This is a genomic window from Cobetia sp. MB87, assembly GCF_011319755.1.
Classification (GTDB): Bacteria; Pseudomonadota; Gammaproteobacteria; order Pseudomonadales; family Halomonadaceae; genus Cobetia.
Genome location: NZ_VFBC01000005.1, coordinates 274,083 through 292,817, shown reverse-complemented (window position 1 = coordinate 292,817; position 18,735 = coordinate 274,083). Strand labels below are relative to the sequence as shown.

The 18,735-nt window shown below is 63.3% G+C and carries 21 protein-coding genes; 16 read left to right on the top strand and 5 right to left on the bottom strand.

All coding sequences use genetic code 11. The annotated features are described in order from the left end of the window. Positions 1–57 precede the first annotated feature (57 nt). Complete coding sequence (locus CDPAHKCJ_RS04620; RefSeq protein WP_166018847.1) at positions 58–1,464, top strand: MFS transporter; 1,407 nt, start codon at positions 58–60, stop codon at positions 1,462–1,464. A gap of 12 nt (positions 1,465–1,476) precedes the next feature. On the opposite strand, the gene CDPAHKCJ_RS04615 is transcribed toward CDPAHKCJ_RS04620, so the two are convergent. After that, positions 1,477–2,142 carry a 2OG-Fe(II) oxygenase gene (locus CDPAHKCJ_RS04615; RefSeq protein ID WP_166018846.1) on the bottom strand — a complete coding sequence of 222 codons (666 nt, stop codon included), beginning with the start codon at positions 2,140–2,142 and terminating at the stop codon, positions 1,477–1,479. Positions 2,143–2,371: 229 nt separating this feature from the next. Further along, on the bottom strand, positions 2,372–3,001 hold the full coding sequence (locus CDPAHKCJ_RS04610) for a CoA pyrophosphatase (RefSeq protein WP_166018845.1): 630 nt from the start codon (positions 2,999–3,001) through the stop codon (positions 2,372–2,374). Positions 3,002–3,143: 142 nt separating this feature from the next. On the opposite strand from CDPAHKCJ_RS04610, the gene CDPAHKCJ_RS04605 reads away from it, so the two are divergent. Continuing rightward, on the top strand, positions 3,144–3,728 hold the full coding sequence (locus CDPAHKCJ_RS04605) for an NUDIX hydrolase (protein WP_166018844.1): 585 nt from the start codon (positions 3,144–3,146) through the stop codon (positions 3,726–3,728). 52 nt (positions 3,729–3,780) lie between these two features. Here CDPAHKCJ_RS04605 and CDPAHKCJ_RS04600 read toward each other — a convergent pair whose 3' ends face one another. After that, complete coding sequence (locus CDPAHKCJ_RS04600; protein ID WP_166018843.1) at positions 3,781–4,092, bottom strand: NGG1p interacting factor NIF3; 312 nt, start codon at positions 4,090–4,092, stop codon at positions 3,781–3,783. Between the two features lie 122 nt (positions 4,093–4,214). Between CDPAHKCJ_RS04600 and ftsB the strand changes: the two genes are divergently transcribed. The 13 genes from ftsB (at position 4,215) to CDPAHKCJ_RS04535 (ending at position 16,662) form a co-directional block, all read left to right on the top strand. Beyond that, positions 4,215–4,619, top strand: a complete 405-nt coding sequence (gene ftsB, locus CDPAHKCJ_RS04595) for a cell division protein FtsB (RefSeq protein WP_225347115.1) — start codon at positions 4,215–4,217, stop codon at positions 4,617–4,619. Beyond that, the gene (locus tag CDPAHKCJ_RS04590; protein ID WP_240916649.1) at positions 4,616–5,407 is read left to right on the top strand and encodes a 2-C-methyl-D-erythritol 4-phosphate cytidylyltransferase; all 792 of its coding nucleotides are present in this window, start codon (positions 4,616–4,618) and stop codon (positions 5,405–5,407) included. Before ftsB ends, CDPAHKCJ_RS04590 begins: the two co-directional genes overlap by 4 nt. 91 nt (positions 5,408–5,498) lie before the next feature. Then, on the top strand, positions 5,499–5,999 hold the full coding sequence (gene ispF / locus CDPAHKCJ_RS04585) for a 2-C-methyl-D-erythritol 2,4-cyclodiphosphate synthase (RefSeq protein WP_166018985.1): 501 nt from the start codon (positions 5,499–5,501) through the stop codon (positions 5,997–5,999). Next, positions 5,992–7,167 carry a tRNA pseudouridine(13) synthase TruD gene (locus CDPAHKCJ_RS04580; protein ID WP_240916648.1) on the top strand — a complete coding sequence of 392 codons (1,176 nt, stop codon included), beginning with the start codon at positions 5,992–5,994 and terminating at the stop codon, positions 7,165–7,167. Before ispF ends, CDPAHKCJ_RS04580 begins: the two co-directional genes overlap by 8 nt. Positions 7,168–7,218: 51 nt before the next feature. After that, positions 7,219–7,965 (top strand): 5'/3'-nucleotidase SurE, encoded by a 747-nt coding sequence (surE, locus tag CDPAHKCJ_RS04575; RefSeq protein WP_166018842.1) that lies wholly within the window; start codon positions 7,219–7,221, stop codon positions 7,963–7,965. A 185-nt stretch (positions 7,966–8,150) separates the two neighbouring features. Next, on the top strand, positions 8,151–8,807 hold the full coding sequence (locus tag CDPAHKCJ_RS04570) for a protein-L-isoaspartate(D-aspartate) O-methyltransferase (RefSeq protein ID WP_240916668.1): 657 nt from the start codon (positions 8,151–8,153) through the stop codon (positions 8,805–8,807). After that, positions 8,804–9,757, top strand: a complete 954-nt coding sequence (locus tag CDPAHKCJ_RS04565; RefSeq protein WP_233593325.1) for a DUF368 domain-containing protein — start codon at positions 8,804–8,806, stop codon at positions 9,755–9,757. The genes CDPAHKCJ_RS04570 and CDPAHKCJ_RS04565 overlap by 4 nt, the downstream gene beginning before the upstream one ends. After that, positions 9,750–11,003: a peptidoglycan DD-metalloendopeptidase family protein gene (locus CDPAHKCJ_RS04560; RefSeq protein ID WP_240916647.1), complete on the top strand. Its 1,254-nt coding sequence runs from the start codon at positions 9,750–9,752 to the stop codon at positions 11,001–11,003. Before CDPAHKCJ_RS04565 ends, CDPAHKCJ_RS04560 begins: the two co-directional genes overlap by 8 nt. Positions 11,004–11,064: 61 nt before the next feature. After that, positions 11,065–12,039 carry an RNA polymerase sigma factor RpoS gene (rpoS, locus tag CDPAHKCJ_RS04555; RefSeq protein WP_166018840.1) on the top strand — a complete coding sequence of 325 codons (975 nt, stop codon included), beginning with the start codon at positions 11,065–11,067 and terminating at the stop codon, positions 12,037–12,039. Positions 12,040–12,434: 395 nt separating this feature from the next. Beyond that, complete coding sequence (locus CDPAHKCJ_RS04550; protein ID WP_166018839.1) at positions 12,435–13,805, top strand: TolC family outer membrane protein; 1,371 nt, start codon at positions 12,435–12,437, stop codon at positions 13,803–13,805. Positions 13,806–14,140: 335 nt separating this feature from the next. Next, complete coding sequence (gene alr / locus CDPAHKCJ_RS04545; RefSeq protein WP_166018838.1) at positions 14,141–15,292, top strand: alanine racemase; 1,152 nt, start codon at positions 14,141–14,143, stop codon at positions 15,290–15,292. A 60-nt stretch (positions 15,293–15,352) separates the two neighbouring features. After that, positions 15,353–16,270 carry an LpxL/LpxP family Kdo(2)-lipid IV(A) lauroyl/palmitoleoyl acyltransferase gene (gene lpxL, locus CDPAHKCJ_RS04540; protein ID WP_166018837.1) on the top strand — a complete coding sequence of 306 codons (918 nt, stop codon included), beginning with the start codon at positions 15,353–15,355 and terminating at the stop codon, positions 16,268–16,270. Between the two features lie 8 nt (positions 16,271–16,278). After that, positions 16,279–16,662, top strand: a complete 384-nt coding sequence (locus CDPAHKCJ_RS04535; protein ID WP_166018836.1) for a hypothetical protein — start codon at positions 16,279–16,281, stop codon at positions 16,660–16,662. Between the two features lie 223 nt (positions 16,663–16,885). Here the strand turns inward: CDPAHKCJ_RS04535 and CDPAHKCJ_RS04530 are convergent, their stop codons facing one another. Next, the gene (locus CDPAHKCJ_RS04530) at positions 16,886–17,104 is read right to left on the bottom strand and encodes a hypothetical protein (RefSeq protein ID WP_166018835.1); all 219 of its coding nucleotides are present in this window, start codon (positions 17,102–17,104) and stop codon (positions 16,886–16,888) included. A 30-nt stretch (positions 17,105–17,134) separates the two neighbouring features. Between CDPAHKCJ_RS04530 and CDPAHKCJ_RS04525 the strand changes: the two genes are divergently transcribed. After that, the gene (locus tag CDPAHKCJ_RS04525) at positions 17,135–17,296 is read left to right on the top strand and encodes a DUF1328 domain-containing protein (RefSeq protein WP_084208047.1); all 162 of its coding nucleotides are present in this window, start codon (positions 17,135–17,137) and stop codon (positions 17,294–17,296) included. Positions 17,297–17,377: 81 nt separating this feature from the next. On the opposite strand, the gene CDPAHKCJ_RS04520 is transcribed toward CDPAHKCJ_RS04525, so the two are convergent. Beyond that, positions 17,378–18,727 carry a DUF2254 domain-containing protein gene (locus CDPAHKCJ_RS04520; RefSeq protein ID WP_166018834.1) on the bottom strand — a complete coding sequence of 450 codons (1,350 nt, stop codon included), beginning with the start codon at positions 18,725–18,727 and terminating at the stop codon, positions 17,378–17,380. Positions 18,728–18,735: the final 8 nt, after the last annotated feature.

Sequence of the window (18,735 nt, the reverse complement as noted above, 5' to 3'; positions counted from 1 at the left end):
ATCCGCACCTTGCGGCATTGGCTGATCGCTGACTGGCGGCCGGCCGAGGATCTGGTCATGCCCCGTCATCTGCTGTTGATGTCCCTTGCGCCCCTGCTCGGCCTTGCCTTGCTGGGGATCGGTAACGCCATGTTGACCTCGCTGGTCCCGTTGCGGCTGTCTGCCGCCGGCGTCTCGAGCGAGGCGATCGGCCTGATCAGCTCGGCCTACTATCTGGGCCTCGGGCTCGGCGCGCTGGTCAACGACCGCCTGCTGCTGCGCATCGGCCATATCCGCGCCTATGCCGGCTTCGCCTCGCTGGTAGCGGTCGCGGCACTGGCCATGGGGCTGGGCGATCACCCGGTGGTGTGGTTCCTGCTGCGCATGATGATCGGCTGGTCGCTGGTCGGGGTGTATCTGGTCATCGAGAGCTGGCTGCTGAGCGCCGCCGACCCTGCCGTGCGCGGGCGTCTGCTGGCGCTCTACATGATCGTGCTCTACGGCGCGGGGGTGCTCGGTCAGTTGCTACTGGGCGTGACCGCCATGCTGAGCCTCGAGGCGGCCTTCATGCTGGTGGCGATGCTGGCGGCGGCCTCGGTATTGCCGCTGGTGCTGTTGCCGCGTGTCTCGCCGCTGATCGAACAGTCCGAGCCCTTGAGCCCGTGGCGCCTGATTCGCATCACGCCGACAGGCGTGTTCGGCTGCCTCGCCTCGGGGCTGGTGGTGGCGGTCATCTACAGCCTGCTGCCTCTGGCGCTGGGCGATGGCGGCGCCCTGAGCACCGCGGAGATCGGTCAGCGCATGGCGCTGGTGATTCTCGGTGGGATGCTGCTGCAGTACCCCATCGGCCGCTGGTCAGACAGCCACGACCGCCAGCAGGTGCTGATCATCCTGTCGATCGCCATCGTCGGCTTCGCTGCCTTGCTGATGGGGCCGGCGCGCGAAGGCATCGCCCAGCTGGTGGTGCTGTTCCTGCTCGGCGGTGCCGCCTTCACGCTCTATCCGGTGGCGGTCAGTCACGCCGCCGACCGTGCGCCCGCCGGTGCCCTGGTGCGCATGAGCCAGGGCCTGCTGTTGATCAATGCGGTGGGGTCGACCCTGTCACCGCCTGCGGTATCGCTGCCGATGGCCGAGATGGGCGCGATGCCCGGCATGGCACTGAGTCTGGCGGTGATGGGCGGCGGCATGCTGCTCTTCTTCGTCTGGCGCCGCGTGATGCGCCCGGCACCGCAACCGTTGGCACCCTTCGAGACCCATGCTCCGCAGACACCGCTGGGGACCGAGCTTGCGGTCGGGCCTGAACTGGTCGAGGCCGCCGAGGAGCACCTGCGTGACGCCGAAGCCGATGACCCGCTGGTCGAGGTTACCCGTGAGCTGGCCACTGACATGCCGGAGCTGATTACCGACGCCTCGCTGGATAGCCTCGAGGAGATCGAGGTCAAGGAAGAGCATGCCTTGCAGGAAGAGCGGACGCTCCCGAAATAGTCACCTTTCAGATCAGCGTGCCGGGTCGACCAGATTGCCCTGTGAGGTGTTGCGGCGGAACCAGCCGGTGACGCTGGCGCGCGCCTGATGCGTCGGCAGTACCTCATGGGGGATCTGCTCGGAGAGAAAGCACACGAAGGTGCCGGCCTCGGGGGGGACACGCGCCATCTCGCGGCTGTCATCCTCGGGGTCGTAGAGCACGATCTCGCCGCCGCCATCGCGCGGCCAGTCCTCATTGAGATAGAGCACGCTGGAGATCAGGCGATTGCCGCGGCCGCGAAAACTGTCGAGATGCTTCTTGTAGAAGCTGCCGACCGGATAGTGGGCGAAGTGGGCCTCATATTCGAACAGCCCCAGATAGAGGGCACGGTTGAGTTCATCCTTGAGCACGTTCATCGCTTCCAGGTAGGCGCGCTGGGCGCGTGAGTTGCGGTCCAGCCAGCGAATCGCGTCGCCGCGGATGTCCGGGCGCAGATCATGCTCGCGTCCGCGTCCGATACCTGCCGCCGTCAATTGCTGACGCGTCTCCAACTCCGTCAGTTCATCATTGAGTTGACCGATGACCTGCCGCGGCAGGAAGTCGGGGCGCACGCTGTAGCCATGCTCGACCAGTTCATCGACCAGCAGGTTCAGTGCGACAGGGTCCAGCAGTGGGGCGGGTGCAGGTGCAGCGGGCATCAGGCGCTCCGAACGGGAAGTGGCATGGCATCGTGGGCGAGGAGTTATAGTCGAGTGCCATTGTCGGTGCAATATCGTCGAGGCAATGACAGCGCTGCGATGCCATCAGGGCGATGACGAGCCGCTCGGCGGGAACGCACCCTGTCGGGTTCAGGAGCTCAGGAGCTCAGGAGCTCAGGACCTCAGGAACTTGGTAATTCAGAAATTCAGAAATTCAGGGTCTTGGGGTTCAGGGGCGAGGCGGCACGGCGCGCGGCGGCAGATGGCGCAGCGGAGCACCAGGCGGTGGCGCTGCCTTGAGGCTCATGGCATGGCCGAAGCCGATGGCCATCAGTTCGACCAGCATCATCGAGGACAGCCCCCACAGCACCTGGTCAGCCACGCGATAGCTGGGCACGTACCAGGTCTCGTCGCCGACGGTGATCACGTCGGTATGCTCGCGCTCGTCTCTCAGCAACATGCTCAGCGGCATCTCGAAGATCTGCTCGATCTCGCCGGGGTCCGCGCGCAGCGGCAGGTCAGCGGGAATGCGCCCGACAAAGGGCGTGACGCGCATGCCGTGCAAGGAAATCACGTCGCTCAACTGACCGAAGACCTCCACGGCGCTGGGTGGCAACGCCACTTCTTCCTCGGCTTCGCGCAGCGCGGTGGCCAACAGATTGCTATCATCGGGCTCGGCCTTGCCGCCGGGGAAGGCTACCTGGCCGGGGTGCTGACTGAGATGACTGGCACGACGCGTCAGCAGCAGCGTCGGTTCGGGACGATCGATCAGCGCGATCAGCACGGCGGCGCGTGGCAGCTTGTGGTCAGTCGCAAGGGGTTGATGTGCTTGCAGGCGTTGGCGCAGGGCTTCTAGCATGTCGTTTCCTCGTAGGCATTCATGATGTGGCGCGAGGGTCCTGGCGGTCAAGGCGACTGCCATGCCGCTGGGCCCACCGCGCAGCGAGGAAGCGGGGACGGGATGTCACTGAAGGGCGCCTTGAGATTTCATGGGAGAGCGAATGAATTATTGCAGTCACTGTGGTGAAAAGGTGCGTCTGGCAGTGCCGCAGGGCGATGATCGTCTGCGCTACCTGTGTGATAGCTGCGGCACCATCCATTATCAGAATCCGCGCATCATCGCGGGCACCCTGCCGGTGCGGGACGGCAAGGTGCTGCTCTGTCGGCGTGCCATCGAGCCGCGCCTGGGGTATTGGACCCTGCCGGCCGGCTTCATGGAGAACGCCGAGACCACCAGCGACGCCGCTGCCCGCGAGACACGTGAAGAAGCCGGGGCCGAGGTCAAGCTCAAGGGGCTTTATACGTTGATCGACCTGCCGCACATCAATCAGGTCTACATGCTGTTTCGGGCCGAGCTGATCAGCGACTACTCGGCGGGCGTCGAGAGCCTCGAGGTGGCGCTGTTCGCCGAGGAGGAGGTCCCCTGGCAGTCGCTGGCCTTCCCGACCATGGAAGTGACGCTGCGTCGCTACTTCGAGGACCGCCGCCACGGCGAGGGTGACGAGCATTTCCCGCTGCATCTCGAGCAGATCGATCTGGAGACCCGCGAGCACTTCTTCAATACCACCTTCCTGCCCGCGAGCTAGATCGTCCGGCCAGTGCTGACCTCGCGTGCCTCGCTCTTCGGGGGACGCGGGGTCAGAACGTTTCCAGTCGCCAGCAATCGAAGGCGACTTCTTCATAGGGGTGGGCGTCGCGCAGCGCCGCCACGGCAGCGGCGATGAGCGAATCGTCACATACCAGCTCTATCTTCAGTTCGGCAACGCGTTCCAGCGTGCCGCAGGTCCCGATATGCGGATTGGCGCTGGCCAGTGGCCGAAACTGGCCGGTGCCGCGTGTCTCGAAGCAGCAAGCTTCATAGTCGCCGATGCGCCCTGCACCGGTGGCAAAGACGGCTTCCTTGACGTGTTCGGCGTCATTCTCCGGGACGAAGAACGCAAGCTTGTACATCGGATGACTCCTGGCAGAGGGGTGAGAGGACGCTGTCATCAGGTGGCCCTGATCGACAGGGGGCGTCAAGCGTGGCAACGGATGCTGGCAGTGCCTGCGTCACGCTCCCGGATGATGGCATAATGCGCGCTGCAACGGCCAAGGACATCGCCATGCTCAAATGGATCAATATCTCACTGCTGCTGCTGCTGGCACTGCTCCAGTATCGGCTGTGGTGGGGCGAAAATGGCATCACCGAATTATTCGATATTCGTGCACGCGTGCAGCAGCTTTCCAAGGAAGATGCGGTGCTGGACAACCGCAACCAGCGACTCGGTGCGGAAGTGGTCGACCTCAAGAATGGTCTGGCGGCCATCGAGGAGCGTGCACGCAATGACCTCGGCATGGTGCGCAAGGACGAGCAGTTCCTGTGGGTGCCCAATGTCGCGGTGCCGGAACGCAAGGCGCCTTCACCCGATGAGGTGGCGGACGGTGCGCTGGAGGGCAAGGGCCTGGAAGGCGGGCTGCCCAAGGTGATCACGCCATGATGCCGACAGACACCTCGCGCGAGCCCCGTCTGTGGTATCTGGTGCCGGCCGCTGGCGTAGGCAGCCGCATGCAGGCCGACCGCCCCAAGCAGTATCTGGAGCTGTCGCCCGGCGGCTGCGTGCTGGAGGCGACGCTGGCGACGCTCAAGCGCGCGCTGCCCGAGGCAGGGCTCTGTCTGGTACTGGGCGCCGATGATGGCTATTTCTCGCCATCGATGGTGCCGTGGCAGGACTGGCTGCGCGCCGATGGCGGCAGCGAGCGTGCCGACAGCGTGCTGGCAGGTCTGGATTGCCTGAGCCGCCACGCCCACGACGATGACCTCGTGCTGGTGCACGATGTCGCGCGCCCCTGCGTTCGCGAAGCCGATATCCATGCGCTGGTGGCGACCGCTCGCCGCAGTGCCGATGGCGCCATCCTGGCGGCCCCTGCCAGCGACACCATGAAGCGCGCCGCCCCGGCCGGCGACTCCCGCCCGCATGGCGATGGCGATGCAGAAAGTGCGCCGAGCATCGCGCATACCGAAGCCCGCGTCGGCCTGTGGCATGCCTTCACGCCGCAAGCCTTCCCGTTGGGCCTGTTGCGACGGGCGCTGCGTGAAGCGCTTGGGGAGAACCCCGCGCTCATCACGGATGAGGCCTCGGCACTGGAGGCCTGTGGCCGTGCCCCCGTGCTGGTCGCCGCCGCCCGCGACAATCTCAAGATCACCCATCCGGAAGACCTCGCCATGGCGCGCCTGCTGCTGGCCGCGCGCGAAGCGCTTCCCGATAGCCCCCGGACGCCTGCCTGACATGACTGAGCAATCTGCAACACCCGCTGCTTCCACCCCCACCGCGCCATCCGCGACTTCTCCCCAACAGGCTGGCCATGTACCGATGGCCCTGCGCATCGGCCACGGCTTCGATGTGCATCGCTTCGGCGATGGCGATCACCTGATGATCGGTGGCGTGAAGATCGCCTACGAGCATGGCTTCGTGGCGCATTCCGACGGTGACGTGCTGCTGCATGCGCTGTGCGATGCGCTACTCGGCGCCTGTGCCATGGGCGATATCGGCAAGCATTTCCCGGACACCGACAGCGAGTGGTCCGGTGCCGATAGCCGTGGCCTGCTGCGCCACGTGATCGGGCTGGTCAATGCCGCCGGTTTCGGGGTCGGCAATGTCGATCTCACCGTGATGGCGCAGGCGCCGAAGATGGCGCCGCACATCCAGGCGATGCGTGAAGTGATCGCCGAGGACCTGCGCGTGCCGCTGGCGGTCGTCAACGTCAAGGCCACCACCACCGAGCGGCTTGGCTTCACCGGTCGCAAGGAAGGCATCGCCGCCGAGGCGGTGGTGCTGCTGGGCGCGCTGCCGGCCGCTGGCGGAGCCGAGCATGTCTGAAGTGAATGACATGTCTGAGTCGCCCGAGGCGGATGCGCTGTTTGCCGAGGCGCTGGCGGCGCTGGACGCTGCGGGCAGCGAGGCGTGGGTCAAGGAAGCCGAGTTGATGCAGCGCTGGCCGCATGCGCATGGCGGTCCGCTGGGGGAGGGCGATTTCCGTCACACGCCGGAGGACTTTCGGGTCACCGAGTTGATGGACTTCGTCCCCGAAGGTCATGGCGAGCACCAGTGGCTATGGGTCGAGAAGCGCGGCCTGACCACCGATGACCTGTGTCGCGAGCTGGCCAGTCTGTGTGATGTCGCACCCCGTGACATCGGCGTTGCCGGTCTCAAGGACAAGCAGGCGATCACCCAGCAGTGGATTTCCGTATGGTTGCCAGGTCGCGAAGCGCCCGAAGATCTCAGTGATGCGCTGGCCGAGAAGGGCGTCCGCGTGCTGGCCAGCGTGCGTCATCCGCGCAAGCTCAAGCGGGGCGTGCATCGCGGCAACCGCTTCGCGCTGCGTGTCAGCGGTGAGGCCGTCGCGCATCCCGAGTTCGAGGCGCGCTGGCAGACGCTGATGCGTGATGGTGTGCCCAACTATTTCGGGCCGCAGCGCTTCGGTCATCAGGGACATAATCTCGGCCGGGCACGTGCCGTGCTTGTGCGTGGCTGGCGCAAGCGTGATGACCGCAGCGGCATGCTGCTGTCGACCGCACGCAGCTTCCTGTTCAACGAGGTGCTGGCTGCGCGCCTCAAGACGAATTGCTGGGCGACGGCGTTGAGCGGTGAGGTATTCGCGCTCAACGGGACGGGCTCACGCTTCGTCACCGACGGTAGCGAGTCGGCCGAGACGCTGGCGCAGCGCCTGGCGAGTGGCGATATTCATCCCACTGGCCCGCTGTGGGGGACGGGGCGTGCCGAGGCTCATGCTCAGGTCGCCCAGCTCGAGCAGGTCCTGGCCACGCGTTGGCCGCAGTTGTGTGAGGGGCTCGAGAAGGCTGGCGTCAAGACGGAGCGCAGACCGCTGCGCCTGATGCCCGGCAAGCCGCGTCTGGAGTGGGAAGTCACGCCAGAGCAGGCAAGAACCGAAGGCATTGAGGCCAGCGTCTGGCTGCACTTCGATCTGCCCCGCGGCAGCTTCGCGACGGGCCTGTTGCGTGAGCTGATCGCCCACCCGCTGCTGTAATGCCGTCAGGCGACATGACGGCTATCCGATGATTCGCAAAGGAGTGAGATGATGCGCAGGATTCTGCTTTCCAATGATGATGGCGTGCACGCTCCGGGGCTCAAGGCGCTGCATGATGCGCTGGCCGGACAGGCACGCATTCGTGTGGTCGCGCCGGACCGTGACCGCTCAGGGGCCAGCAACTCGCTGACGCTGAGTCGGCCGTTGTTGCTGTCCGCGATGGAGAATGGCTTCTACAGCGTCGATGGCACGCCCGCGGATTGTGTCTATCTGGGCGTCAATGGCGTCTGGAACGAGAAGCCTGACATCGTGATTTCCGGCATCAACCATGGGGCCAATCTGGGTGATGACGTGCTGTATTCCGGTACCGTGGCCGCGGCGATGGAAGGCCGCTCGCTGGGCATGTCGGCGATCGCGATGTCACTGTGCGGCAAGACCCATTTCGAGACCGCTGGACGCGTGGCGGCGAGCCTCGTCGGCGCGGCCGAGACCCTGGCTTTGCCGCCGCGCTCATTGCTCAACGTCAATGTGCCGGATGTGCCGTGGAGCGAGATTCGCGGCTTTCGCGTCACGCGTCAGGGCCATCGTGGCCCGGCGGGCGCTCCGATCGAGGTCAAGGACCCGCGTGGCCGTACCCGCTACTGGATCGCGCTGGCCGGCGATGGCATCGATGATGGGGATGACACCGACTTCGCCGCCATCGCGGCGGGCTATGTCTCCATCACGCCGTTGATGACCGACCTCACCTCCCATGGGGCGCGCCACGATGTAGAGCAATGGCTCGAGGCGCTGACCTGAGCGATGCAGCGCCAGGCAAGGCTCAAGATTTCGCTGTGAAGTCCTCGCTCGACAGGATATGAATCAAGACCATGAAGGACGTGTATCAGAACGCTTTCCCGCTTGCGCAGTCAGACAGCGCAGCGGGAATCGCCGGGCCCTTGCATCTCAGGCGACCGGACACGGCGCAGCTGAGCGGTATCGGCATGACCTCCCAGCGCACGCGAGACCGCATGGTGGCGCGCCTGGAGGATACCGGCATTCGCGATGAGCGGGTGCTGGAGCTGATGGCCAGTGAGCCGCGTCATCTGTTTCTCGATGAGGCGCTGGCGCATCGTGCCTATGAAGATACCGCACTGCCGCTGGGGCAGGGGCAGACCCTGTCCCAGCCTTACATGCACGCCCGCATGACGGAGCTTGCCCTCGCGCAAGCGCCGCGCCCGCGCGAGGAGTGTCGGGTGCTGGAGGTCGGCACCGGTTCGGGCTATCAGACATTGCTGCTGGCGCGTCTGTTCGCTCGGGTGTCTTCGCTCGAGCGCATCGCCGTGCTGCACGCCAGGGCCGCTCAACGCCTTGGCTGGTTCGGGCTCGACAATGTCGAGTTGCGCCATGCCGATGGTGGGCATGGCTGGCAGGATGATGGCTCGGCATTTGATCTGATCGTGGTGACCGCCTGCGCGCCGCATCTGCCGCAGGCGTTGTTGAAGCAGTTGGCCCCGCAGGGGGTGATGATCGTGCCATTGGCCGAGGACGACAGTGATCGTCAGTGGCTGACACGAGTGCGCCGCGTCGGCGACACTCAGGATATTCAGCGGTTCGAGGCCGTGCGCTTCGTGCCGTTGCTCGAGGGAGTGATCAGGTGAAACGAGCTTTGAGCGTGTTCTTCAAGGGCGCTGGCATGGGGGCGGCGGATGCCGTGCCCGGGGTATCAGGCGGTACGATTGCCTTCGTGACCGGCATCTATGAAGAATTGATCGAGTCCATCAAGCGCTTCGGTCCCTCTGCCATCGGCGTATGGCGTGAGCATGGCGTCAAGGCGCTGTGGCAGCATTTGAATCTGGCCTTTCTGCTGCCGCTGGTCGCTGGCATCTTCGCCAGCCTGATCAGCGTGGCACATCTGGTGACCTGGTTGATGGAGGCGCAGCCGCTGCTGCTCAATGCCTTCTTCTTCGGGCTGGTAGTGTGCTCCGGGGTGGTGGTCGCGCGGCGTATCACCACCTTCCGGATGGGCTATCTGGTGTGGTTGGCGCTGGGGCTGGTGCTGGCCAGCAAGTTGCCCAGCCTGTTGCCTGCCGCCACCGATGCCTCCTGGGTGCTGGTGGTCGGCGGTGCCATCGCCATCAGCGCCATGCTGCTGCCGGGTGTCTCCGGCAGCTTCCTGTTGCTGACCATGGGCCTCTACGGCACGGTGATGACTGGCATCAAGAGTTTCGATCTGCAGCTGATCGTGCTGTTCGGCAGCGGCTGTGCCATCGGGCTATTCACCTTCTCGCGTTTGTTGTCGTGGTTGTTTCGTCATCATCACACCGCGACACTGATGCTGCTGACGGGCTTCATTCTCGGCTCGCTGCCGGTATTGTGGCCGTGGCGCACCATCACCGATTATCGTCTGGGACCCAAGGGTGAACAGGTTCCGCTGGATTACCACTTCATGATGCCGGATACCTACACCAGTGTGACCGGTGAGCCTGCCCAGCTGTGGGCGGCACTCGCCCTGATGCTGGCCGGCGTATTGCTTGTCTGGTTTGCCGGAGAACGCTCCGGCCCGGATGACGACTCCAGCAATTCCCGCAAGGAGCAGGAACATGCGTGACAGGATGGACAAGGGAATCAAACTGACGTTGGCAGGTCTGGCGCTGGGTGCGCTGACAGCCTGCAGCACGGCGACCACTCGCCCGCAGGTTCAGGACCTCAACGCCGGCAATGCGCGTATCACCTCCGACACCTATACCGTTCAGCGCGGTGACACCCTATATGGCATCTCCTGGCAGAGTGGCCAGGATTTCCGGGATGTGGCGCGGATGAATGGCTTGAATCCGCCCTATACCCTGCAACCGGGGCAGACGCTGCGTCTGGATCCCAACACCCAGCTGCCGGCAAGTGCGGCGGGGGCTTCCGGCACGAGCGTCGCCTCGAGCGGTGGTGTCGTTGCCACGCCGTTGGGCGGGGGCAGCGATGGTTCGATCGCCGGCGGCAGTGAACTGCCGGACTGGCTGGCGCCGGATGAGTCCGCCATGGCTCAGCAGCAACAGCGCACCAGCCAGGCCCAGTCCCTGACGACCGGCTCAGGTGGTGTGTCATCGGCTGCCACCGGGGCCGCAGCGGCTGCCGGACTTGGGCCTGTCTACCAGGAAGGCAGTGAAGAAGCACTCGCCGAGACGGCGCGCAACGCCGCCAATGACAGCACGGAGCAGGTCAGCAGCAGTGCTGCGCAGGTCAGTAGCTCGGCCACTCAGACAGCCAGTCAGACGGCCAGCGAGGCAGCTGCCAGTGCGGCGGCTGCCCAGGCCGAGGCGCGCAAGGCCGCCAAGGAAAAGGCCGAGCAAGTCGCCGCTGCCGCCGCAGCAGAGCGCGAGAAAGCGGCCGCTAGCGTGAAAAATGAGGCTGCCAAGGTTGAAAAGGGCACCAATGTCGCTGGCGAAACCGCCAAGGCTGCGCCGGCCAAGAAGACCTATGTCCCGGTAAAAAACGTTGACTGGCAGTGGCCTACGCAAGGCGAGATCATCGGCAAGTTCGGCGAGTCGGAGAGTGTCACCGGCGGCATTGATATCGCTGGTCAAAAGGGGCAACCTGTCAAGGCAGCAGGGCCGGGAATCGTGGTCTACGCCGGAAGCGGAGTACGTGGTTACGGTAACCTCATCATTCTCAAGCACAACGACCGCTATCTGAGCGCCTACGCCCACAACGACACTCTGCGTGTATCAGAGAACGATGTGATCGACGCCGGACAGGTCATCGCCACTCTGGGAGCCACTGACGCTGAACGTGCGCAGCTGCACTTCGAGATTCGCGAGGATGGGCAGCCCAAGGACCCACTGAAATTCCTGCCTAAACGCTGATTCCCACCGCTGCCACAACAACAAGTTCCTGGCACCAGACCAGAGACAACGGGGTATCGACATGAGCATGCTGGAAAAGGATATCGATCAGGCTGAGGTTGAGTTGTCCCTTGAGGATGTCGAGGACGACGATACGCTTGAGGCAGAAGCGGAAGAGGCGGCATTCGAACGCGCCTTGAACCGTGAAGAGCGCAAGCACTACCAAAGCCTGGATGCGACCCAGATCTACCTGAACGAGATCGGTTTTTCCCCGTTGCTCAAGCCCGAAGAGGAAGTCTACTTCGGGCGTCTGGCACAGGCGGGCGACCCTGCCGGTCGCCAGCGCATGATCGAGTCCAACCTGCGTCTGGTGGTCAAGATCGCACGGCGTTATCTGAATCGTGGTCTGTCGCTGCTCGATCTGATCGAGGAAGGCAATCTGGGGCTGATCCGTGCGGTGGAGAAGTTCGACCCCGAGCGCGGTTTCCGCTTCTCGACCTACGCCACCTGGTGGATTCGCCAGACCATCGAGCGGGCACTGATGAATCAGACGCGCACCATTCGTCTGCCGATCCACGTCGTCAAGGAACTCAACATCTACCTGCGTGCCGCGCGTCAGCTGACCCAGAAACTGGATCATGAGGCCACCGCGGAGGAGATCGCCGACTTCCTGGACAAGCCGGTCGATACCGTCAAGAAGATGCTGGGGCTCAATGAACGCGTGTCATCCGTCGACTATCCGATGGGCGGCGAGAGCGACAAGCCGCTGATCGAGACGATCGCCGACGAGAATGACACCAGCCCGGAGTCCAGCCTGGTGGATGTCGACGTCAAGGCGCATGTCGATGAGTGGTTGGCGGAGTTGACCGAGAAGCAGATGGAAGTGGTGGTACGCCGCTTCGGGCTGCGCGGTCATGAAGCTGCGACGCTGGAAGAAGTGGGCGAGGAAATCGGTCTGACGCGTGAGCGGGTGCGTCAGATTCAGGTCGAGGCGCTCAAGAAGCTGCGGCGCATGCTCGAGAAGCAGGGGCTGACCCTCGAATCCATCTTTGAATGATGCGCGGGCACAGTCGTCATGGCTGTCGATGCCCTGATGCAGGTTGCCAGTGAAAACGGCCCGCTCGTGATTCGAGTGGGCCGTTTTCATATTGTGTCATCATTATACTGGCAGAGTGGGGTGCTCTGACGTTCAAGCGCTGGGCACTCCCTGAGTTTGTTGTCAATCTGCTGAGATTGTTGTCAATTTGGAAACGCTGTATCGTGCAACAAAGTTAGCCAACTAACTGGACGCCCAAATGAGCGGCGATTAGACTAAGGCCACTTTTTCCACGATTCGCTTGAGCAGGGCTGAGGCAGTAGTCCAGCCGATGTGTGAGCTACCTTTTACCTTGTCCTGGTGCTTTCGAGGCGCCATGCAGGTCACGACTGTCACTGATCAGGAACAACGCATACATGGCCAACATTCGCATACTGCCACTGGTGCTGGCGATGGGTTTTGCGACCCAGGCTCAGGCTGCCAATCTGCTCGACATCACCCGTGATGCATTGACTCATAACGCCAGCCTGTCCTCCTCCCGCTCGCTCTATCAGAGCGTCGAGGACAATGAGCGTATCGAGCTTGCTGACCTGCTGCCCCAGATCACTGCCACGGGAACCGTGTCGCGTACCGATGTCACCGGCAATTCCCAGAGCGGCACCGAAGGCGATTACACCGACAGCAATATCGTGGTCAACGTGAACCAGCAGCTGTTCGATGCCGCCGACTGGTATGAGCTCGCGACCAGCAAGGACACCACCCGTCAGCAGAAACTGCTGCTGGATTCCGATCAGCAGCAGCTGCTCTATGATGTGGCGTCTGCCTACTTCACCATCCTGAACAATCGTGATGTGCTCGACGCGCGTATTGCCCAGGAAAAGGCCTTTTCCCGCCAGCTGGACCAGGCCAATCAGCAGTTCGAGGTCGGTCTGATCGCGATCACGGATGTGCAGGAAGCCAGGGCATCCTTCGATGATGCGCGTGCCCAGCGCATCGCGGCCGAAGCCGATCTCCAGGTCAGCTTCGAGGCCCTGCAGCAGTTGACCGGCCAGCAGTACGATTCCATCGATGGTCTGGAGGAAGATCTGGCGATCGAGGCGCCGGTGCCAGCCAGCCGCAGCAAGTGGGTCGAGATGGCATTGTCCAACAACCCGCTGATCGGTGCTGCCCAGAAGGGGGTCGATGTCGCCAGAGGCGATGTGAAGACCTCCCGCGCAGGCCACCTGCCGGAAGTCGGCGCCTTCGCGACCTACTCCTATGATGAAACCGACATCGATACTGCCGGGGGGTATCAGGAATACAACCAGATCGGTATCCAGGCCTCCCTGCCGATCTATACCGGTGGCCGCACCTCCGCCCAGGTGCGTCAAAGCACCCATCTGCTCGAGCAGAGCCAGTATGACCTGCTCGATCAGCAGCGCTCTACCACTCAGAGCGTGCGCTCGCTCTACAGCCAGGTGCGCAGCGACGTCCTGACTGTCAAGGCGCGCAAGCAGGCAATCGTCTCCAGTCGCAGTGCACTGGAAGCGACTCGCTCCGGTTATGAAGTCGGGACCCGTAACATCGTCGATGTGCTGGACGCCGAGCAGGCCCTGTATCAGGCGCTGGCGGACTACGCCTCATCGCGTTACACCTATGTGCTCGACCTGCTCAATCTGCGTCAGGCGGCGGGCATCATCGATATCAACAGCGTGCGTGACCTCAACGAGAGCCTCAAGGCAGATCGTCAGGTATCACTGGTGCTGAATGATGAGAGCTCCGACGAGCTGGAAAACGTGACGCCCTGATCGTCCTGCGCTGGCTGTCGCCACGTGTTGCATTCACCCCCACAGGCCCTGCCTGCGGGGGTGAATGCGTTTTAGGACATCAGCCCATCAGGCAGTGTTTGTCTGACAGGAAGGCGCCGAAAAGGCAGCGCGCAAGAGCGGTGCGGCCTGGTGGTTGGTGGTTTTGCGGTAGTTTTGGTCGAAAATCCTGCATATATTTTGAAAGGCAGTTATATCTATCGGTAATTTGGGTAAAGTTTGGTGGTTTGCGACGTGACCTGGCGGCGATGATGGAAAATAATTGAGGGGTTTGCTCTGCAGTCTGTCATCTTCACCTATCACCCTGGAGTCCCCTCATGTCCCGCCCACTGCGCGCTGATATTGATCTCGATGCACTGCGTCACAACTATCAGCTGGCCTGCGAGCTGGCACCGCATTCGCGCGCCCTGGCCGTGATCAAGGCGGATGCCTACGGGCATGGTGCTGTGGCGTGCGCGCAGGCACTGGCGGATCTCGCCCCCGCCTTTGCGGTGGCCACGATAGAGGAGGCGCTGGCGCTGCGGGCGGGCGGCATCTCTCATCCGATCGTGCTGCTTGAGGGGGTGTTCGAGGCCGCGGAGTACGCCTTGGCGGCCGAGCATGACTTCTGGTGCGCCATCCATAGTGAATGGCAGTTGGCGGCCCTCGAACAGAGTGAGCTGGCGCAGCCCTTGTCCTGCTGGATCAAGTTCGACTCGGGGATGCATCGTCTCGGCTTCACGGCCGAGCAGGTGCTGGGCGCCAAGGCGCGCCTCGAGGCGAGTGGCAAGGCACGTGATCTGCACCTGATGACGCACTTCGCCAGCGCTGACAGCCTGACCCCGGACTACTTCCAGCAGCAGATGGCGGCGGTGACGGCCCTGGCGGCCGAGGCAGAGCTGCCGCTGTGTCTGGCCAACTCACCGGCGACGCTTGCCTGGCCAGAGACGCATGCGGCCTGGAACCGCCCGGGAATCATGCTCTACGGGGCAGACCCGCTGGAAGGTGCCAATGACGCCAGCCGGCGCCTGAAGCCGGTGATGACGCTGTCTTCGGCCATCATCGCCGTGCGTGAGATCGCCATCGGTGAGCCGGTAGGGTACTCGGGGCGCTTCGTGGCCACGCGTCCGACGCGTATCGGTGTCGTCGCCTGCGGCTATGGGGATGGCTATGACCGCCACGCCGTGGATGGCACGCCAGTGCTGGTGGATGGTCAGGAAACGGTGCTGGCCGGCAAGGTGTCGATGGACATGCTGACGGTGGATATCACGGACCTGCCCGAGGCGGGTGTCGGTTCACGTGTGGTGCTGTGGGGCGAGGGGCTTGAGGTCAATCGCGTCGCCGCCAGCTGCGACACTATCAGCTATACACTGCTGACGGGGCTGCTGCCGCGCGTGCCCAGACACTACCATGGCGGCGTTGGCAGTGCGGCGGACGACAAGGGTGTCGCGCAGTTGGCCAGCGCTCAGCCGCTGGATACGCACGCCTGACCTGACGGCAAGGCTCGCGCGGTCTACAATGGCCGCCGTTGCCCGTCGAACGAGAGAGTCATGGCCAAGAAGAGCTATCCCGAGAGTTTTGCACACCCCCGCTACTGGCTGACCTGGCTGGGCATCGGTGCCATGAAGGCTTCGGCCTATCTGCCCTGGTGCGCCAAGTTGTGGCTGGGGCGTGGCCTTGGTGAGCTGGCATGGCGCTTCGGCAAGCGTCGTCGTCATATCACCGACACCAATCTCAAGCTGTGCTTTCCCGAGTGGAGCGAGGCGGAGCGCGCGCGTCAGGTACGCAAGACCTTCCACGCCAACGGCATCGGTATCTTCGAGACGGCCACCGGCTGGTGTCGTGATCCCGAGCATATGCGTGATCGCGTGACCTTCAAGGGGCAGGAACACATGGAGCGCGCCATGGCCCAGGGCAAGGGGGCGCTCATCGTGGGCATCCACTTCTCGACTCTGGATCTGGGCGGCGCACTGCACTCGCTGTTCTTCCCGGCCGATGTTGTCTATCGACCGCACGACAACCCGCTGTTCGAGCGCTTCATGACCCGTGCGCGCAATCGCATCTTCGGGACCGCCATCGATCGTCACGACCTGCGGGGCGTGGTACGTCGCATCAAAAGTGGCCATGGCGTGTGGTATTCACCGGATCAGGACTTCGGCCGCGAGGTCAGCGTGTTCGCGCCGTTCTTCGGCATCGATGCCGCCTCCATCAAGCTGACGGCCAAGATCGCCCGCATGACGGGCGCGCCGGTGATGCCCTTGATGTTCCACCGCAATCCGGACAATCGTACCTATACGCTGGAGTATCTGCCGGCGCTGGACAACTTCCCGAGCGGCGATGACGTCGCCGATGCCACGCGCATCAACGCCTTCATCGAAGGGGCGATCCGCAAGCATCCCGAGCAGTATCTGTGGCTGCACCGTCGCTTCAAGACACGTCCCGAGAAAACCGATCCGTCACTGTACTGAGGTGAACCATGAGCAACGACATCTCTTCTCACGTCACCTTGGCCGAGGTGGAAGCGCGGCTGGCCGCTGGCGATACCTTCGTGCTCAATCAGGTCGCTGAATGGTGCCCGGATTGCACCGAGCGTCAGCGTCCGGCGTTGCCTGCCTTCGAGGCGGCGCTTGCCCGTGGCGGTCTGCCACTGGTGACCCTTTGCGTGCAGCAGACCCGCGGGGTCTATCTCAGCGATGCTCATGCACAGCTGAGTGAGCGTATCGGTGGTGCGGGCTATCCACGTACCTTGCTGGTTCGTCACGGTCAGCCGGCGAGTCTCGACAGTGGATTGAACCGCGTCGAGGTGATGAGCGAGTCGGAGCTCATCGCCTATGCCGAGGCAATGATCGCTGCGCTGTAATCGTCACTTGCGCCCATGTGTGAGCCGACGAGCCCTGCCGTCAGGCGACACACATGTGGCTTTATCGAAAACGCCCCGCCAGGAAGCTCCTGGTGGGGCGTTTTCGATGGAGATAAGGTGGCACCCGACAAGTAGCGCCACTTGTCCGAGCTGCATGCGTGCGGCCAACCGGATGCCACCTGCCGTGTGCCTGTAATGGACCTGCGGCTGATGTGTGAGGCTTTCAACCCGCGCTGGAAAATCTTTTACCGATTCGAGACATGGCCTTGACTTTACTTGTATTGATTACCATCTTCACATGGACAAGGTGATCAAGCGGTCTGTCGTGACTCTGCCCTTCGGCAATCACGCCAGCTGCCACACCTGATGAGCGAAGGGCGAGCGCGTCGAATGAGACGCCATATGCAGAGGCAGGCATTGTGCCGCTGCTGTCGTCGGCCACTACAGGTTCTCCATGACATAAGGAATTGCCATGCTCAACTATGCCATCATCTTTCTGATCGTTGCCGTGATTGCCGCTGTACTCGGCTTTGGCGGTATCGCGGGTACTGCGGCCACCATCGCCAAGGTACTGTTCGTCGTCTTCCTGGTGCTGTTCCTGGTGTCGTTCTTCAAGGGGCGTCGCAAGCCCTGATACGGACGGCTTTCATCACGATGCAAACGCCCGCAGACGGTATCGACCGCTGCGGGCGTTGTGCGTTATATCGCTGGCCTTCTACCACTGAGGGCTGGGCAGGTTCAGTCGATGGTGACCGGCCTGCAGACCGTGTTCGATGAAGCGACGATCCACCTCGAATTCGGCCTGGGCGAGAATCGCCTCCACCACCTTGTCGGCATGCTGTTGCAGCAGCACCAGGTGGCCGTGTTGCGCGCCCATCAGGGACAGGGTCTTCAACAACTCCAGCAGGGCCAGGCAGATCGAGAGGTCATCACGGCCATAATGCAGAATCGGCGTAATGGAGCGGTAGAGGAGGCTTGCGAAGGACTCCATCTGCCAGCTGACACGAACGGCCTTGTGATCATCCACGCAACAGTTGCACAGCGGTATCGACATGCGCTCGCTGAGCAGTTCGGTCAGCTGGTGCATGCACAGACGTGCCGTGCCGGGGTCATTGATGCCGGGCGACAGCGCCTTGATGGCGACCTCCATCAGCTGGGTCAGGCCGTGCTCGTGCAGGTCCTCGACGGACTCTCCATCCAGATAGCCAAGCGCAGCACGCAGATTCTTGATCAACTCGGCCTGCTGCTCTTCGTCGAGCTCTTCCCCCGCCGTCGCGCCCTCTGGCAGGCCGTTGGGCCACTCGATGCGCATCAAGGGCATGCCGCTGACGATGAAGGCGCCCAGCGCGAAATCCAGATGCACCACCATGTCATGCTTGATGGCCAGCTGGCGCAGCGCCGAGAAATCGACCTGCTGGATGTAGCCACGCCTGCGTGCCCGCAGTAGCTGGCACTGGTCGTCGTCACGGCTGACCTCGCGCTCGCAGAAGCCATCGTCACGATTGCGCTCACGCAAGCGCTCCAGCGAGTGGCGGGTGCGTCCGGACAGGCGTCGCGCGACGGCGTTGATCTGCACCGACTGCGAGACCTGATGGATGAAGTAGACGAACATCCCCAGGCAGTTGACCATCATCAGCACGCCCAGATAGACCGCCAGCGAGCGCCACAGAGTCGGGGAGTCGCCTGTATTGGGCACCATCAGGTTGACGAGCAGGAACAGTAGGCTGCCCAGATAGTGGCCGAGCACCAGCTGGTGATGGCGCTCGGTCACCAGACCCAGCAGAAGCTTGTGGGAGAACTGCGCGCCGGCCTGGGTGAGCACGCTCATCACCATGGTGAAACTGAAGACCATCAGCGAGATCAGGCCGCCGACCAGTGCCGCCAGCAGGGTGCGCGGTGTGTCATGTTCCTTGAAGGTCAGTGCTTCGAAAAAGTCGCTATACGGCAGCGAGGAAGGATCCGGCAGTCCGGAGGGCATCACCGAGATCAGTCCCAGCAGGGTATAGACCATGGCCAGCATGCTGGGGAGATAGGCGATGCTGGTGGTCCAGGTTCGCAGCCACATGAGGGGTT